12 protein-coding genes, 2 tRNA genes and 1 other RNA gene are annotated in these 16,689 nt (G+C 73.9%); 7 read left to right on the top strand and 8 right to left on the bottom strand.

The window, feature by feature from the left end; all coding sequences use genetic code 11:
* Nucleotides 1-8 precede the first annotated feature (8 nt).
* Complete coding sequence (locus tag ACGFQ9_RS06985) at nt 9-2,267, top strand: pyridoxal-phosphate dependent enzyme (protein WP_393571993.1); 2,259 nt, start codon at nt 9-11, stop codon at nt 2,265-2,267.
* Nucleotides 2,268-2,337: 70 nt separating this feature from the next.
* Here ACGFQ9_RS06985 and ACGFQ9_RS06980 read toward each other — a convergent pair whose 3' ends face one another.
* From ACGFQ9_RS06980 to ACGFQ9_RS06970, 3 genes are all read right to left on the bottom strand, one after another.
* On the bottom strand, nt 2,338-3,033 hold the full coding sequence (locus ACGFQ9_RS06980; RefSeq protein WP_393571991.1) for an alpha/beta hydrolase: 696 nt from the start codon (nt 3,031-3,033) through the stop codon (nt 2,338-2,340).
* Nucleotides 3,034-3,192: 159 nt separating this feature from the next.
* A complete protein-coding gene (locus tag ACGFQ9_RS06975; protein WP_393571989.1) occupies nt 3,193-3,798 on the bottom strand; it encodes a DUF4352 domain-containing protein in 606 nt (201 codons plus the stop codon).
* Between the two features lie 167 nt (nt 3,799-3,965).
* Nucleotides 3,966-4,053, bottom strand: a tRNA-Ser gene (locus ACGFQ9_RS06970).
* Between the two features lie 108 nt (nt 4,054-4,161).
* Between ACGFQ9_RS06970 and ffs the strand changes: the two genes are divergently transcribed.
* From ffs to ACGFQ9_RS06940, 6 genes are all read left to right on the top strand, one after another.
* An RNA gene (ffs, locus tag ACGFQ9_RS06965) (signal recognition particle sRNA small type) lies at nt 4,162-4,260 on the top strand.
* A gap of 54 nt (nt 4,261-4,314) precedes the next feature.
* Nucleotides 4,315-6,621 (top strand): DNA polymerase III subunit gamma and tau, encoded by a 2,307-nt coding sequence (locus ACGFQ9_RS06960; RefSeq protein WP_393571987.1) that lies wholly within the window; start codon nt 4,315-4,317, stop codon nt 6,619-6,621.
* 60 nt (nt 6,622-6,681) lie between these two features.
* The gene (gene purD, locus ACGFQ9_RS06955) at nt 6,682-7,935 is read left to right on the top strand and encodes a phosphoribosylamine--glycine ligase (RefSeq protein WP_393571985.1); all 1,254 of its coding nucleotides are present in this window, start codon (nt 6,682-6,684) and stop codon (nt 7,933-7,935) included.
* A 342-nt stretch (nt 7,936-8,277) separates the two neighbouring features.
* Nucleotides 8,278-9,933 carry a hypothetical protein gene (locus ACGFQ9_RS06950; protein WP_393572978.1) on the top strand — a complete coding sequence of 552 codons (1,656 nt, stop codon included), beginning with the start codon at nt 8,278-8,280 and terminating at the stop codon, nt 9,931-9,933.
* A gap of 178 nt (nt 9,934-10,111) precedes the next feature.
* Complete coding sequence (locus tag ACGFQ9_RS06945; RefSeq protein WP_393571983.1) at nt 10,112-11,593, top strand: N,N-dimethylformamidase beta subunit family domain-containing protein; 1,482 nt, start codon at nt 10,112-10,114, stop codon at nt 11,591-11,593.
* Between the two features lie 109 nt (nt 11,594-11,702).
* Entirely contained in the window at nt 11,703-12,602 is a 900-nt protein-coding gene (locus ACGFQ9_RS06940; protein WP_393571981.1) for a phosphoribosylaminoimidazolesuccinocarboxamide synthase, read from the top strand.
* Between the two features lie 118 nt (nt 12,603-12,720).
* Here the strand turns inward: ACGFQ9_RS06940 and ACGFQ9_RS06935 are convergent.
* From ACGFQ9_RS06935 to ACGFQ9_RS06915, 5 genes are all read right to left on the bottom strand, one after another.
* Nucleotides 12,721-12,793, bottom strand: a tRNA-Gly gene (locus tag ACGFQ9_RS06935).
* A 22-nt stretch (nt 12,794-12,815) separates the two neighbouring features.
* A complete protein-coding gene (locus ACGFQ9_RS06930; protein WP_393571979.1) occupies nt 12,816-13,427 on the bottom strand; it encodes a response regulator in 612 nt (203 codons plus the stop codon).
* Nucleotides 13,424-14,770, bottom strand: coding sequence for a sensor histidine kinase (locus tag ACGFQ9_RS06925; protein WP_393571977.1), 1,347 nt, complete (start codon nt 14,768-14,770; stop codon nt 13,424-13,426). The genes ACGFQ9_RS06930 and ACGFQ9_RS06925 overlap by 4 nt, the downstream gene beginning before the upstream one ends.
* Before the next feature lie 45 nt (nt 14,771-14,815).
* Complete coding sequence (locus ACGFQ9_RS06920; RefSeq protein ID WP_393571975.1) at nt 14,816-15,589, bottom strand: ABC transporter permease; 774 nt, start codon at nt 15,587-15,589, stop codon at nt 14,816-14,818.
* Nucleotides 15,586-16,575, bottom strand: a complete 990-nt coding sequence (locus tag ACGFQ9_RS06915) for an ABC transporter ATP-binding protein (RefSeq protein WP_393571973.1) — start codon at nt 16,573-16,575, stop codon at nt 15,586-15,588. The genes ACGFQ9_RS06920 and ACGFQ9_RS06915 overlap by 4 nt, the downstream gene beginning before the upstream one ends.
* Between the last annotated feature and the right edge of the window lie 114 nt (nt 16,576-16,689).

Here is a 16,689-nt window from a genome sequence, read left to right as displayed (position 1 = left end):
GAGTGACGATGCTCTTCCACACCGTCAACGACATGGTCGGCCGTACTCCGCTGGTCAGGCTGCGCCTGGACGCGCCGGCCGGCACCGAGGTGTACGCCAAGCTGGAGCTGGCCAACCCCTTCGGAATGAAGGACCGGGTGGCCAAGAGCGCCATCGAGGAGGCGCGCCGCATCGGGGTCCTGTTACCCGGGGCCCCGATCGTGGAGAGCTCCTCCGGGACGATGGCCTGCGGCGTGGCCCTGGTCGGCAGGTCCCTCGGGCACCCCGTGCACATCGTGACCGACCCGCGGATCGACCCCATCACCATGGCGAAGCTGACCTCGCTGGGCGCCGAGGTGCACGTGGTCCGCGAGATGCCCGCCCGGGGCGGCTGGCAGGCCGCCCGCCTGGAACGGCTCGACGAGCTGATACGCGAGATGCCGGGGGCCTTCTGGCCGCGCCAGTACACCAACCCCGACAACCCGCGCGCCTACCGGGCGCTCGCCGCGGAGCTGATCCGCGACCTGGGCACCGTGGACGTCCTGGTGGGGGCGGTGGGCAGCGGCGGCTCCCTGTCCGGCAGCACCCGGGCCCTGCGGAGGCACCTGCCGGGCCTGCGGTCGGTGGGCGTGGACTGCGTCGGCAGCGCCCTGTTCGACCAGCCGGACATGCCCCGCCGCCTGCAGGGCGGCCTCGGCAACAGCCTCTCGCCGCACAACCTGGACCGCGGGGTCATCGACGAGGTGCACTGGCTCAACGACCACGAGGCCTTCGCCGCGACCCGGGACCTGGCCGCTGAGCAGCAGATCTTCGCGGGCAACACCTCCGGCTCCGTCTACCGGGTGCTCGCCGACGTCGCCGCCCGGGCCGAACCGGGCAGCCGGATCGTCGGCATCCTCCCCGACCGCGGGGACCGCTACGCGGAGAGCGTGTACAGCGAGGACTACTGGGCCGCGCACCGCGTGGCCGACCTCCCGAGGGCCGCGCGGCCCGCGGAGGTGGCGTACGGCACCCCGGTGACGCGGTGGTCCCGCGCCGCGCTGACCCGCCCGGCGGACCGGCCCCGCCGGCTTCTCTTCGTCGAGTCCAACACCACCGGCACCGGCATGATCGCGCTGCGTACGGCGCGGGAGCTCGGGCTGACCCCGGTCCTGCTGACCGGCAGCCCGGAGCGGTACGCCGGCCTCGCCGGGACCGGCTGCGAGGTCCTGGTCTGCGACACCAACTCCGTCGCCGCGCTGCGGGATGTCATCCAGCAGGGGCTCCCGCGCCAGGAGCTGGCCGGGGTCACCACGACCAGCGACTTCTACGTGCCGGTGGTGGCCGGGCTGGCCGACTGGCTGGACCTGCCCGGCAACCCGGCGGAGGCCGTGGCCGCCTGCCGCGACAAGGCGGTCACCCGGCGGGTGCTGCGGGACGCGGGCGTCGGCCAGCCGCGGTTCGCGGTCCTCACGGACCCGGCGGAGGCGGCCGCGGCGGTCCGTGAGACGGGCCTGCCGTGCGTGGTGAAGCCGGCCGACGACTCGGGCTCGAACGCGGTGCTGCTCTGCTCCACCGCCGAGGAGGTCGCGGCGCACGCGGAACGGATCCTCGCGGTGCGGACGAACGCGCGCGGCCTGCCCACCGCGGGCACCGTCCTCGTCGAGGAGTACCTGGACGGACCCGAGTACAGCGTGGAGACGTTCTCCCACGACGGCGTCGCCACCTGCGTCGGGATCACCGCGAAGGAGGTCACCTCCGGCCCGTGGTTCGTGGAGACCGGCCACCTCTTCCCCGCCCCCCTGCTCCCGGCTGCGGCCGCCGAGATCGCGGAGGCGGTCGGCGCGGCGCTCAAGGCCATCGGGTGGGAACTCGGCGCGACGCACACGGAGGTCAAGCTGACACCGCGCGGCGCCGCGGTGATCGAGATCAACCCGCGGCTGGCCGGCGGCATGATCCCGGAGGCGGTCCGCCACGCCACCGGCATCGATCTGCTCGAACAGCAGGTCCGGGCGGCCACTGGCATGCCGGTCGACCTCACCCCGTCCCGCGCCGCGTCCGCGGGCATCCGCTTCCTGCTCGCGGACCGCCCGGGCACGGTCCGGTCCGTGGAGGGCGCCGACGCCGCCCGCGGGGTCGACGGCGTGGCCTCCCTGACGCTCTCCACCCGGGAAGGCGCCACGGTCCGCCCCGCCCAGAACGCCTACGACCGCCTGGGCCACGTCATCGCCACGGCCCCCGACCCCGCCGCAGTCCGCTCCGCCCTGGACACGGCCGCGAACGCCCTCCGCATCACGATCGCCCCGTAGCCCGCCCGGAGGACGACGGAGGCCCGGACCGCCCACGTGGTCCGGGCCTCCCCGTGCGGTCGGGAGGGGCTCAGCCCTGGAGTTCGCCGGCGGCCTTCTCGATCAGGTCGACGACCGGGCCGGGCAGGGAGGCCAGGGAGGCGTGGCTCGCGTCGAGTTCGACGATCGCGCGGGGGGTCATCCGCTGCGCCATGCGGCGTTCGTTGTCGGGGTGGATCATCCGGTCCTGGGTGGAGACCTGGTACCAGCACGGCTTCTTCTTCCAGGCCGGTGCGGTCACGTTGTCCCCGAAGGTCGAGCCGAGCGGTGCCTTCTGGGTGACGGCCATCACCAGGGCCTCGTCGGCGGACAGGTCCTGGCAGAAGCTCTCGTGGAACTTGTCCTGCCTGATCCACAGGTAGCCGTCGGAGTCCGGGGCGATGTTCTCGAAGGCCGCGGGCGGCATCTCCTGGCTGATCGCGCCGGGGCTCTCGCCCGCGTCCGGGGCGAACGCGGCGATGTAGACCAGCCCGGCCACGTTGGGCAGGTCGCCGGCCTCGGTGATCACCGCGCCGCCGTAGGAGTGGCCGACGAGCAGGACCGGGCCGTCGATCTGCCGGACCATCTTGCGCGTGCGCTCGGCGTCGTCGGCGAGCGAGGTCAGCGGGTTCTCCACCGCGTGCAGCCGGCCGAAGCCGCGCTTGTTCAGCTCGACGATGACGTTGGACCAGTGGGCGGCTCCGCCCCAGAAACCGTGGACCAGGACGATCGAGGGCTTGTCTGCCATGAGCGTGCCGTTCTTCGAGGGGTGTGGTGTGCCCGGTCCCCCCGGTCCTCCCGCGCCGCGCCCACGCTAGGGGGCCGGTGAGGCGTACGCCACCGGCCACACGGCTTGTCCTCCGATCGGCTCTGCAGCAGCGTGTACGGCTTCCCGGCAAGGCGGGGATCAACGCCGGACGGTCAGATCGATCGTGGTGCCGCCGCTGAACAACGAGTCGTGCAGCTCGATCCGCACGGGGGACGCAGTCCTCGGGACGTCGAAGACGACGATGCCGTCGACCGTGTTGCCGGGGTTGATCCGGTTGAGGAACGACTCGCTCTTGTCGAGGTACAGCGCCGCGGCGGTGTCCGCGCTGTACTCGCTGCCGTTGCGGTCGATGAGCTTCTGGTCGGAGCCGTCGAAGGTCTGAGCCCTGTCCCCGATGTTCCTCACGGTCATGTGGACCAGGAAGAACTGGCCTTGCGCATCCCGGCCGTACTGACCCCCGATGTTGCTGACCCCGGGACGGAGCCTGGTGACCGTGAACTCGAACTTCCCGTCCCGGGCCGGCTCGCCCAGTCCGGGGAGATGTCCGGAGTCCGCGACCGCCCTGCCGGGCGGGACCGTCGGCCTCGGCTGTCCGCCGGTCAGTGATCCGGCGATCCCGAAGGCCGCGAGCGTGGCGGTGACGGCGAGCAGCACCGTCAGCAGCGGGTGCCGGGCGAACCAGCTGCGACCGTCCGGCGGCCGCGGTGGGACGGGCCCCCACTGCGGCGGTGACTGAGGACACATGGCGACCTCCGGGCTCGGCCCCGTGGGTCCGATTGTCCCGCCGGTGCCTCGCGGGGGCTCGGGGAGAGGAGCAGCACCGCAGGAGGGGAGAGGAGCAGGACCACTGGAGTCCGGCCCCGGAGAAACGCCAGAGGGCCGGTCCGCTGATGCGGTCCGGCCCTCTGAGCTGGCGGAGGATACGAGATTCGAACTCGTGAGGGGTTGCCCCCAACACGCTTTCCAAGCGTGCGCCCTAGGCCTCTAGGCGAATCCTCCGCCGCAAACAATACAAGACGTTGAGGGGTGCTAGCGAACGTGATCCGCGGGAGCGGATCCGGTCGGGGAGCGGAGTCGATTCGACGGCCGTCCATCCGCTACGCTGGGGCCAGCCCCTCACGTGGCGCTATCTCACCCAACTCCCCCAGGGCCGGAAGGCAGCAAGGGTAAGTGGGCTCTGGCGGGTGCGTGGGGGGCGCTTGCGTTCCCGGACGGGCCGGTGGCCGCCCGTTGTCGGCGGGCCCGGATAACCTCGTAAGCGTGTCGTCCCTTGCGCTGTACCGCCGCTATCGCCCCGAGTCGTTCGCCGAGGTCATCGGGCAGGAGCATGTCACTGCCCCGCTGATGCAGGCCCTGCGGAACAACCGGGTCAATCACGCGTACCTGTTCAGCGGGCCCCGCGGCTGTGGCAAGACGACCAGCGCGCGCATCCTGGCCCGCTGCCTGAACTGTGAGCAGGGTCCCACTCCGACACCCTGCGGGGAGTGCCAGTCCTGCCGTGACCTCGCGCGCAACGGGCCGGGTTCCATCGACGTCATCGAGATCGACGCCGCCTCGCACGGTGGTGTGGACGACGCCCGTGACCTGCGGGAGAAGGCCTTCTTCGGGCCGGCGAGCAGCCGCTACAAGATCTACATCATCGACGAGGCCCACATGGTCACCTCGGCGGGCTTCAACGCCCTGCTGAAGGTGGTCGAGGAGCCGCCGGAGCACCTCAAGTTCATCTTCGCGACCACGGAGCCGGAGAAGGTCATCGGGACCATCCGGTCCCGGACGCACCACTACCCCTTCCGGCTGGTCCCGCCCGGCACGCTCCGTGAGTACCTGGGCGAGGTCTGCGGCCGGGAGGGCATCCCGGTCGAGGACGGCGTGCTGCCGCTGGTGGTGCGGGCCGGTGCCGGGTCGGTGCGTGACTCGATGTCCGTGATGGACCAGCTGCTGGCCGGCGCGGGCGAGGAGGGTGTGACGTACGCCATGGCGACGTCCCTCCTCGGCTACACGGACGGCTCGCTGCTCGACTCGGTGGTCGACGCGTTCGCGGCCGGGGACGGCGCGGCAGCCTTCGAGGTGGTCGACCGGGTGGTCGAGGGCGGCAACGACCCGCGCCGGTTCGTCGCGGACCTGCTGGAGCGGCTGCGCGACCTGGTGATCCTGGCGGCGGTGCCCGACGCCGGGGAGAAGGGCCTGATCGACGCCCCCGCCGACGTGGTCGAGCGGATGCAGGCGCAGGCCCAGGTCTTCGGCGCCGCCGAGCTCTCCCGCGCGGCCGACCTGGTCAACACGGGTCTGACCGAGATGCGCGGGGCGACCTCGCCCCGGCTGCAGCTGGAGCTGATCTGCGCGCGGGTGCTGCTGCCCGCGGCCTTCGGTGACGAGCGCTCCTTCCAGGCCCGGCTGGACCGGCTGGAGCGGGGCGCCGGCGCCATGCTGTCCGCAGCGCCCACGGGCGCTCCGGCCATGGGGTACGTGCCCGGGCCCGAGGCGCACGGGATGGCGCCGGCCGGCGCGCCGGTGCCGCCGGGCGGCGGCGCGGCTGCGGCCCGTGCCGCGGTGCGCGGCGGTGGCCAGGCGGCGCCGGCCGGGCCGGTCCCCGGGGCATCCGTCCCGGCCGCCGTCCCTGCCCCCGTCCCTGCCCCAGTCCCGGCCGCCGCGCCGGAGGCCCCCTCGCCCGTAGCCGCACAGGCCGCCCAAGCCGTCCCGGCCGCCCCGGAGGCTGCTCAGGCCGCCGCTCCGGCGCCCGGCGCCTGGCCGGGCGCGGCCCAGCCGGGATCCGGCGCCCCGGCGGCCGCGCCCGCCCCGGCCCAGCCCGACCGGCCCGCCCCGGCCCAGCCGGGTGCCTGGCCGGGCGCCGCCCAGCCCGGCGGCGGGGCCGCCGGCGGCCAGGCCGGTGCGTGGCCAGGCGCCGCCCGGCCCGGCGGCGGAGTGCCCGCGGCCGCCCCCGCGACCCCGCCCGCCCCCGCACCCCAGGCGGCTCCGGCCGCCGCGGCGCAGCCGGCCGCCGCCTCCCCCGGCATGGCCGCCGGGGCCGGACAGGTGCAGGCCATGTGGCCGGGCATCCTGGAGGCGGTCAAGAACCGGCGGCGGTTCACCTGGATCCTGCTCAGCCAGAACGCCCAGGTCACCGGCTTCGACGGGACCACCCTCCAGCTCGGCTTCCCCAACCCGGGCGCCCGGGACAACTTCTCCAGCAGCGGCAGCGAGGACGTCCTCAAGGCGGTGCTGGCCGAGCAGTTCCAGGTGAACTGGAAGATCGACGCCGTGGTCGGCGGCGGCGGCCCGCCCGCCCCGGCCGCCACGTCCTCCTACGCGGCGGCGCCCACGGCCGCCTACACCCCGCCCGCCGCCGCCCCGGCACCGCAGGCCCGGGCGTCCGGGGCCCCGGCCGGGCCGTCGCAGACCCCCGTACCGCCTCCGGCGCCCGTGCACGACGTACCGCCGCCGGTCGCGCCCGAGGACGACGTTCCGGAGGACGACGACCCGGACCTCGTGGAGAGCGCGCTGAGCGGGCACGACCTGATCGTGCGCGAGCTCGGCGCCACCGTGGTGGAGGAATATACGAACGAATAGGGCCGCGGAATTGGGTGGCCGCACGAGGGCCCGTCGGGCGCGCGGGCTAGGCTGCACCCCGTGAAGGTCCTCGTCATCGGCGGCGGCGCCCGCGAACACGCCCTGTGCCGCTCTCTGTCCCTCGATCCCGACGTCACCGCGCTGTACTGCGCCCCCGGTAATGCGGGAATCGCGGATGTGGCCGAGCTGCGTGACGTCGACCCCCTCGACGGCGCCGCGGTCGCCGGGCTCGCCGCCGCACTCGGCGCCGGCCTGGTCGTCGTGGGTCCGGAGGCCCCGCTGGTCGCCGGTGTGGCCGACGCCGTCCGCGCGGCCGGCATCCCGGTCTTCGGCCCGTCCGGCGAGGCCGCGCAGCTGGAAGGCTCCAAGGCGTTCGCCAAGGACGTGATGGCGGCGGCCGGCGTGCCCACCGCCCGCTCCTACGTCTGCACCACGCCGCAGGAGATCGACGACGCCCTCGACGCCTTCGGCGCCCCGTACGTGGTCAAGGACGACGGCCTCGCCGCGGGCAAGGGCGTCGTCGTCACCGAGGACCGCGACGCGGCCCGCGAGCACGCCCTGGCCTGCGACCGCGTGGTCATCGAGGAGTACCTGGACGGCCCCGAGGTCTCCCTCTTCGCGATCACCGACGGGGTCACCGTGCTGCCGCTGCAGCCCGCCCAGGACTTCAAGCGGGCCCTCGACGGCGACCAGGGCCCCAACACCGGCGGCATGGGCGCGTACTCGCCGCTGCCCTGGGCCGACCCCAAGCTGGTCGGGGAGGTGCTGGAGACCGTTCTCCAGCCGACCGTCGACGAACTGCGCCACCGCGGCACCCCGTTCTCCGGTCTGCTCTACGCCGGCCTCGCGATCACCTCCCGCGGCGTCCGCGTGATCGAGTTCAATGCCCGCTTCGGTGACCCCGAGACCCAGGTGGTGCTGGCCCGGCTGCGGACCCCGCTCGCGAGCGTCCTGCTGAACGCCGCCAACGGCACCCTGGACGCCGAGCCCCCGCTGAACTGGCGCGAGGACGCGGCCGTCACCGTCGTGGTGGCCTCGCACAACTACCCGGGCACCCCGCGCACCGGCGACCCCATCGAGGGGCTGGACGAGGTCGCCGCGCAGGACGCGCCGGAGGCGTACGTCCTGCACGCCGGCACCCGCCGGGAGGGCGACGCCGTCCTCAGTGCGGGCGGACGGGTCCTCTCCGTCACCGCGACCGGTTCCGATCTGGCGCAGGCGCGCGAGCGGGCGTATAAGGCCGTGGCGCGGATCCGGCTGGACGGATCGCAGCACCGCACGGACATCGCGGCCAAGGCGGCCGAAGGCCGCTGACCGGCCGCAACACGGCGAGGAGCACGGGCGGCGGGCCCGGGCGCGGTGGACGCGCCCGGGCCCGCCGCGCGCGTTCGCGTGCGAGTGCATCCGGCCGCCTTCGAACGCACCCAGCTTTACCCAAAGCCATTCCATCGGGTGATCGATGTGCGCTTCGCCTGACGCCTCTCCCCGCCCCAACTAGGGTGCGGCGCAAGCGTTCCAACGGTGGCCCGGTGCGAGTTCCGGCACATGGACCACCGGCATTGCGATGTCAGTGGCGAGTGTCACAGTGGGGGAGTGAGCAAAGCCGCCGCAGGGCAGAGGGGGTGAGGTCCGGCCGTGTCCGGAACCGGTTCGACCATGGAGTCGATCGTGGAGGTCGGCGCGCTGTCCGCGCGTCACCGGGCCCTTGCCGTGCTGCGGGTGCGCAGCAGGGCACTGGCCGTCGTACTGCTCCCCGCCGCCCTCGCGGTGGTGCTGGTGGCAGCCCTGATGACGGGCCGACTGTCCGGGGACCCCTGGCCCGCCGTGACCCTCGTCGTGTGCGCGGTCGCCGCGCTGGTGCTGCTGGCCGCCGGGGTCTTCGCCGCCGTGGTGCACCGGGCGAGCCCGGCCGTCACACCGACGGTGCCCCTCGCGGAGTCGGCCGCCCCCGATCTGTACCGGCTGGTGCGGGACCTGGCCGACCGGCTGGACGTGCCGGCGCCGTCCGCCATAGCGCTGACGCCGGACTGCGACAGCTGGCTGGAGGACCGCACGCACGCCGCCCACCGGCGCCAGGGCATATCCCCGGACGTCCCGGAGGCCGCCCCGGTGCTGGTCATCGGCTCCCCGTTCCTGTGGTGGATGCGGGTCGGCGAGCTGCGCGCGGTGCTGGCCCCGGTGGTCGCCGGTACGGGCCCCTCGGCGATGCCCGACATAGCGGAAGCCCGGCGGTTCGTGCGCGGGCTGGACGCGGCGGTGGACGTGGGCAACAGGCCGGGCCTGGGCTGGATCGCCCGGGCGGCCCGGCTGCTGCTGCGGCTGTGCCGCGAGGACGCGACCGAGATGGAGCGCGGGGTGGCCTCGGCCGCTTCGGAACGGGCCCAGCGGGTGGACTACGGGCTGCGGATCGTCGCCCAGGAGCAGGTCGGCCTCGCCTACGCGGGCTGGGACCGGCTGCTCACCCGGGTCGCGCTGCCGGCCTGGCGGATGGGCCGCTGGCCCGCCCACCTGGACGCGGGCGTGGTCTCGGCACTGACCGAGCTGTCCCGCCGCGACCGGCTCGCCGAGGGGTTCACCTCCCGGCTGGGCGAGCGGCCGGCCTGTGACCTCCTGGAGCAGCCCGGCCTCATCGACGAGGCGGCCTCGCTGCTGGCGGCCCGGCTGTTCCACGGCGGTCCGGCCGAACCGGGCCCGGACTGGTCCCCGGTGGACTGGGCCGCCTATCCGGAGGAGGTCGTGGACCGGAAGTGGCGCATGGAGGCGGCGCGTCTGCACGCCGCCCTGGACGCCGTCGCGGCGCCCTCCGGGGTCGCCGCCCCCGCCGCACCGGCGGCCGCTCAGGCCGCTCCGGCCGCGCCGGCGGCACCGGCCGGCCGTGGGGACGTCTTCGCCGGTCCCACCCTGGAGCGCGTACTGGCCCACCTCGCCGACGCCTGCGGCACGGCCGGCGAGACCCTGGCCGGGCGGCTCAGCGGCGACGTGGCCCGCGAGGAGCGGGTCGCCGGGGCGCAGGCGGCCAAGGCGCGGGGCGCGGACGCGGTGCCGCTGTTCCCGCTGCAGCCGCCCCGTACGGGCCGGGACCTGCTGGCCGACCACGTCACGGCCATGGTGTGCTGCGCCGCGGTGGACTCCGCCGGAGCCGCCCCGGGCCTGGACTGGCTCGACGGCCCGGTCCTGCTGGTCGGCGGCGAACGCCGGGCCGACCTGGCCCCCCGGGTCCTGTCCCTGGTCGAGGACGGCGACGCCGGCCCCCTCCGGGACTGGCTCGCCGAGATCGGCGTCCGCCCGGAGAAGCCGGTCCGCCTGGTCTGAACCCCGCCGCGCGGCGGGCGGAGGGCACGGCCCTGACCGGACCTTGCCAGTCCGTTACCGTCAATTCGCGACGAACGGTGACGGAGTGCGTGCGTTATGTGATGTGCTGGGACCGGTCGCGGGCAACACCGCGACGACGTACGTCCACGCGTTCGGGGGAGCGAGGGAGGGGAGCGGAATGGGTGCGGACCAGATCCGGCGGTGGGAGTCGGGTGCGCTCGCGCACGCGGTGACCGATCCCTTCGGGCAGGGACCGCTTCCGTGGTTCCGGGGCAGCGAGCTGTACTTCGACGACACCGGCCAGGTCGTGCCCTGGTACGTCGACCTGCCCTCGCCCCGCGCCGCCGGGGACGACCGCCCCCGGCCCGCCGGCGGCCCCCGCACCGCGGACGACGTGCACCGCCAGATCAAGGGCTTCGCCTCCACCGGCGCGGTCACCCCCGGCGAGGCCATCGACTTCCACATCACCGTGGACCCGCCCCAGGAGTTCTCGGTCGACATCTACCGGATCGGGCACTACGGCGGCGACGGCGCCTCCAAGGTCCACTCCAGCCCCCGCCTGTCCGGCATCGTCCAGCCCGCCCCGCTCACCGCCGACCGCACAGTCTCCTGCCACCACTGGTGGCTCTCCTGGCGGCTCCAGGTGCCCTCCTACTGGAACGTCGGCGCGTACGTGGCCGTGCTCACCACCGCCGACGGCTACCGCTCGCACATCCCCTTCACGGTCCGGGACGACCACCCCGCCGACCTCCTGCTGCTGCTCCCGGACGTCACCTGGCAGGCGTACAACCTCTATCCCGAGGACGGCCGCACCGGCGCCAGCCTCTACCACGCCTGGGACGAGGAGGGCCGGCTGCTCGGCGAGGAGGACGCGGCCATCACCGTCTCCTTCGACCGCCCCTACGCCGGAGCCGGCCTGCCCCTGCACGTCGGCCACGCCTACGACTTCATCCGCTGGGCCGAGCGGTACGGCTACGACCTCGCCTACGCCGACACCCGCGACCTGCACGCCGGCCGGGTCGACCCCACCCGCTACCGCGGGCTGGTCTTCCCCGGCCACGACGAGTACTGGTCGGTGCCCATGCGCCGCACCGCCGAACGGGCCCGCGACCACGGCACCTCGCTGGTCTTCCTCTCCGCCAACACCATGTACTGGCAGGTGGAGCTCAGCCCGTCCCCCTCCGGGGTGCCGGACCGGCTGCTCACCTGCCGAAAACGCCGCGGGCCCGGCCGCAGCGCCCTGTGGCGCGAGGTGGACCGTCCCGAGCAGCAGCTGCTCGGCATCCAGTACGCCGGCCGGGTCCCCGAGCCCGCCCCCCTGATCGTGCGCAACGCCGGCCACTGGCTGTGGGACGCCACCGGAGCGGTCGAGAACGACGAGCTCGACGGCCTGGTCGCGGGCGAGGCCGACCGCTACTTCCCGCGCACCCAGCTGCCCGTGCACCAGGAACGGATCCTCCTCGCGCACTCCCCGTACCAGGACGGCGCGGGCCACCGCAGGCACCAGGAGACCTCCCTGTACCGGGCCCCCAGCGGCGCCCTGGTCTTCGCCTCCGGCACCTTCGCCTGGTCCCCCGCGCTGGACCGCCCCGGCCACGTCGACGAACGGATCCGGCGGGCCACCGCCAACCTCCTCGACCGGATCTGCAAGCGGGACTGACCGGACGCGCCGGCCGGGCTCGGCGGGCCGGACGCGAGACCCCGTGACAGGAGCCGCCGAGCACGTGCGGGAGAATCGGTGTGCTCATACAGAACCACAGGGAGACCTCGTGTCCGGATTCGTAGAAAAGCCCGAGCCGGTTCAGGTTCCGGGCCTCATCCACCTCCACACCGGCAAGGTCCGCGACCTCTACCGCGACGAGGACGGGAACCTCGTCATGGTCGCCAGCGACCGCATCTCCGCCTACGACTGGGTCCTCCCGAACGGGATCCCCGACAAGGGCCGCGTCCTGACCCAGCTCTCCCTGTGGTGGTTCGACCAGCTCGCGGACCTCGTCCCCAACCACGTCATCGGCACCGACGTCCCGGCCGGCGCTCCCGCCGACTGGGCCGGCCGCACGCTGGTCTGCCGGAACCTCGACATGGTCCCCGTGGAGTGCGTGGCCCGCGGCTACCTCACCGGTTCCGGCCTCGCCGAGTACGAGCAGACCCGCACGGTCTGCGGACTCGCCCTGCCCGAGGGCCTGGTGGACGGCTCCGAGCTGCCCGCGCCGATCTTCACCCCGGCCGCCAAGGCCGAGGTCGGCGAGCACGACGTGAACGTCTCCTACGAGGAGGTCGCCCGCCAGGTCGGCGCCGAGACCGCCGCCCTGCTGCGTCAGACCACCCTCGCCGTCTACGGCCGCGGCCGGGACATCGCCCGCGAGCGCGGGGTCATCCTGGCGGACACCAAGTTCGAGTTCGGCTTCGCCGGCGAGGAGCTGGTGATCGCCGACGAGGTGCTCACCCCGGACTCCTCCCGTTTCTGGCCGGCCGACGCGTGGGTGCCGGGCCGCGCCCAGCCGTCGTACGACAAGCAGTTCGTCCGCGACTGGCTGACCTCTCCGGCCTCCGGCTGGGACCGGAAGAGCGAGACCCCGCCCCCGGCACTGCCCCAGCAGGTCGTCGACGCGACCCGCGCCAAGTACATCGAGGCCTACGAGCGCCTCACCGGCCAGACCTGGGCCTAGGGGGCCGGCGGCAGCCGTTGTCCGGCGGACCCAGGGTCCGCCGGACAACGGAGCCCATGCGCAGAGGAGCCGGGGAACGCGGAAGGCCCCGGTCATGATGACCGGGGCCTTCCTTCTGAGCGGACGACGAGATTCGAACTCGCGACCCTCACCTTGGCAAGGTGATGCTCTACCAACTGAGCCACGTCCGCAGGCGCCGTAGCGCGAGACCCACTATACCCAACCCCGCTCGCGTGCGAGACGCACTGCCGTGTGCCGGTTTTCCGCGCCGAGCTTCGCGGCCGCCGCCGAGAGGTAGTTCCGCACCGTTCCCTGGGACAGCGCGGCCCGTTCGGCGATCTCCGCGATCGGCGCTCCGTCCGCGGCGAGTTCCAGGACCTCGGCCTCGCGCGGGGTCAGCGGGGAATCCCCGGCGCTGATCGCGTCGGCCGCCAACTCCGGGTCCACGTAACGGCCTCCGCCGTGCACGGTCCGGATGATCTCGGCCAGCTTCTGCGCCGAAACGGTCTTCGGAGCGAAGGCGCGCACCCCGGCCGACAGGGCCCGTTTCAGATGCCCGGGCCGGCCGTGGCTGGTCACGATCATGGTCTTGCAGTCAGGGAGTTCGGCCCGCAGTGCTGTGGCGACACTCACACCGTCCGCTCCCGGCATCTGCATGTCCAGGACCGCGACGTCCGGCTCGTGGGCCCGGGCCATCGCCAGGGCCTCGGGCCCGGACGCGGCCTCGGCGACGACCAGCAGGTCGTCCTCCAGTGCCAGCAGCGCCGCGACCGCCCCGCGTATCAGGTGCTCGTCGTCGGCCAGCAGTACGCGTACGGGGCTCATGCCCGCACCCCCCGTCCGGGAATCCCAGCGATCTCGGTCATGCCGCCGGCCTCGGTGGTCACGGCGGTCTCAGCGGTCCCGGCGATGTCGGTGATGTCGTCGCCCCCGGTGGACGGTCCGGGCCGGTCCGCCCGCAGCGCATCCGCCGGCACCCGCGCCGTCAGCCGGAACCGGCCCCCCGCGACCGTCCCGGCCTCCAGCGTGGCGTCCAGCACGGCGAGCCGCTCCCGCAGGCCCGCGAGGCCCGAACCGGGCCGCCCGGACGGCGCCGCCGGGGCGCCGTCGTTCTCGACGACCAGCACCAGCTGGCCCTTCCGTTCCCCGGCCAGCCGGATCAGGCAGCTGCGGGCGTCCCCGTGCCGCAGCACGTTGGTGGCGGCCTCCCGGACCACCCAGCCCAGCACCGACTGCACCGGAGTGGGCAGCGTCCGCCGGTCCGACAGTTCCACCCGGCAGTCGATGCCGGCCGCGGCCAGCACCCCGCGGGCGCCCTCCAGTTCCACGGCGAGATCCGCCTCCCGGTAGCCGCGGACCACGTCGCGCACCTCGCGCTGGGACTCCTGCGCGATCCGCTGGACCTCGACCATCTGGTCCACGGCCTCCGGCCGGCCGCGCCGGGCCAGCTGCACCGCCAGCTCGCTCTTGAGCGCGATCACCGCCAGGTTGCGGCCCATCACGTCGTGCAGGTCCCGGCCGAACCGCAGCCGCTCCTCGGCCACCGCCAGCCGCGCCTTCAACTCCCGGGACCGTTCCAGCTCCCAGACGGTCTTCAGCAGCCAGCAGGAGAACCCGCAGGTGAAGCTGATGCTCATACCGCCGATCAGCAGCCCGACGACGTAGCCGAGGGCGTACCCGGGGTCCCCGACGAGCGCGAACGCCGCCAGACCGACCGCCGCCGCCACGGCGGGCACCACGTAGAACATCCGCCGCATGTTCCGCAGCGCCAGGGTCAGCGAGCCGATGCCGAAGACCACCAGGCCGCTGATCACGGTCGGCGCGATCTGCGGGTCGTCCTCGCCCCGCACGGAGTCGAGGAAGAGGAACAGCAGGGTGGCCGCGCAGGTCACCGCGGCCAGTGCCACGGCCGGCCGGACCGGCCTCTCCCGCCGGTCCAGCGCCCAGTCCAGGCCCTGCTTCGACACCACCCCGCACAGCACGGCGTGCACGGCGACCAGCAGCGCCAGGGTCACGTCGAGCGGTCCCGGCCGGCCGGCGGCCGCCAGCAGGGCCAGGCAGAGGGCCAGGATCTCGATCACCGCGAAGCTGTGGAAGGACCACCGCGTGTACAGCTCGACCTTGGCCGCACTGGTGCGGCCGGTCCACCATCGGGTCAGCCTGGTCACCGGCCGACACCCCCCGTTCCGAATTCCGGCAATCTGCGCGGCGCTCTAGCGCCGCGGCTCCCAGCGGAACCACCGCTGGACAGCAAACACGGTGATCATCATCCAGGCCAGGGTGACGACCGCCGCGGTCACCAGGTCCCTGCCCTCCCCGGTGCCCGTCCACCCGGACCGGATCAGGGTCATCACCCCGCTCAGCGGCAGCAGTTCGCACACCGAGGCCAGCTTCCCGGGCATGTTGTCCATCGGCACGAACAGGCCGGACCCGAGCGAACTGATCAGGAACAGAGGCAGGGTGGTGATGCCCGCACTCTCCACGTTGCGGGTGAAGGAGCTGGTCACCGCGGACATCCCGGCCAGCATCAGCACCGCCGCGAGCACTCCGGCCACCAGCAGCAGCGGGTTGTCCGGGGTGCCGGCGTCCAGGGCGACGGCACCCGCCACCGCCAGCACCGTCACCTGGACCAGGGCGAGCACCGCGGCGGGCAGCGCACCGCCGGCGAGGATCTCCAGGTCCCCGGCCTCGCCGGTGCGCAGCCGCTTGAGCACCAGCTCCTCGCGCCGCGCCACGTAGGCCGAGACCAGGCTCATGTAGACGACCAGGAGCAGCACCATGCCGATGCCGCCGGTCACGGTGGCCGCGCCGATCGCGGAGGTGCCGTCCGGCAGATCGATCCCGCCGAGCGAGTTCCGCAGGATGAAGACCATCACCAGCGGCATCATCAGGGCCACGGACAGCGTGGCCCGGTTGCGGACCAGCAGGGTCAGTTCGGAGCGGCCGAGGGCGAACAGCCGGCCGGGGTTCAGGGTCAGCGTGTTCATCGGGCACTCGCCATCGTGTCGGTGTGGTCGGTGTGGTCGGTACGGCCGGTGGAGCCGGTGGAGCGGGTCGAGCCGGCGCGCCGGCTCTCCGCGATCTCCAGGAAGGCCTCCTCCAGGGAGGCGGACCGGGCGTCCAGGCCCAGGAGTTCCACCCCCGCCTCCTCGGCCCAGCGCAGCAGCACGCCCAGCGAGGTCTGCAGCCGGTCGGTACGGATCTCCACCCGCCGCCCCTCGGCCGCCGCCCGCAGCGACAGCGGGAGTTGCGCCGGCAGCACCCCCTCGGGGAGCGTGAACCGGATCCGGGACGGCCGGGTGGCGGTCACCTCGGCCGGCGTGCCGGACAGCACCAGCTCCCCCTCGTGCAGGATCGCCAGCCGGTCGGCCAGCTGCTCGGCCTCCTCCAGGTAGTGCGTGGTCAGCAGGACCGTGGTGCCCTCGGCGCGCAGCGCGCGGACCAGCTCCCAGGTGTCCCGCCGTCCCTCCGGGTCCATACCGGTGGTCGGCTCGTCGAGGAAGAGCACCTCGGGCCGGCCCAGCAGGGCCAGCGCCAGGTCCAGCCGCCGGCGCTCGCCCCCGGAGAGCTGCTTGACGCGTACGGAGGCCCGGGCGGCCAGGCCGACCAGTCCGAGCACCTCGGCGCCCGGCCGGGCCCCGGAGGTGACCCCGGCCCACATCCGGACCGTCTCGGCCACCGTCAGGTCGGAGGGGAACCCGCCCTCCTGCAGCATCACCCCGGTGCGCGGCCGCACCCTGACGCGCTCCTTGTACGGGTCGAGACCGAACACCCGCACCCGGCCGCCGCTCGGCGCGGCCAGTCCCTCCAGCAGCTCGACGGTCGAGGTCTTCCCGGCTCCGTTGGTGCCGAGGAGGGCGAAGATCTCGCCACGGGCGACGGAGAAGGAGATGCCGCGGACGGCCTCGAAGCCCCCGGTGTAGCCGCGGCGCAGTCCGGCGACGTCGATCACGTGCTGGTCGGTGTTGGTCATGGATCCAGACTCCGGCCGGATCCGGGCCCGCGGCAGTGCGCCCTGTCATGACCACCGATGACAAATGTCATGGGTGCCCGGACAACGCGGAAGGCCCCGGTCATAATGACCGGG

Source organism: Streptomyces sp. NPDC048603, from assembly GCF_043199475.1.
Lineage (GTDB): Bacteria > Actinomycetota > Actinomycetes > Streptomycetales > Streptomycetaceae > Streptomyces.
This window is presented reverse-complemented; position numbering and strand designations above follow the sequence as displayed.

Coding starts and splice junctions, on each gene's coding strand:
- ACGFQ9_RS06930 (WP_393571979.1), bottom strand. CDS start 13,427: ATGAGCCCCGTACGCGTACTGCTGGCCGACGACGAGCACCTGATACGC.
- ACGFQ9_RS06915 (WP_393571973.1), bottom strand. CDS start 16,575: ATGACCAACACCGACCAGCACGTGATCGACGTCGCCGGACTGCGCCGC.
- ACGFQ9_RS06980 (WP_393571991.1), bottom strand. CDS start 3,033: ATGGCAGACAAGCCCTCGATCGTCCTGGTCCACGGTTTCTGGGGCGGA.
- ACGFQ9_RS06945 (WP_393571983.1), top strand. CDS start 10,112: ATGGGTGCGGACCAGATCCGGCGGTGGGAGTCGGGTGCGCTCGCGCAC.
- ACGFQ9_RS06975 (WP_393571989.1), bottom strand. CDS start 3,798: ATGTGTCCTCAGTCACCGCCGCAGTGGGGGCCCGTCCCACCGCGGCCG.
- ACGFQ9_RS06950 (WP_393572978.1), top strand. CDS start 8,278: ATGGAGTCGATCGTGGAGGTCGGCGCGCTGTCCGCGCGTCACCGGGCC.
- ACGFQ9_RS06985 (WP_393571993.1), top strand. CDS start 9: ATGCTCTTCCACACCGTCAACGACATGGTCGGCCGTACTCCGCTGGTC.
- ACGFQ9_RS06920 (WP_393571975.1), bottom strand. CDS start 15,589: ATGAACACGCTGACCCTGAACCCCGGCCGGCTGTTCGCCCTCGGCCGC.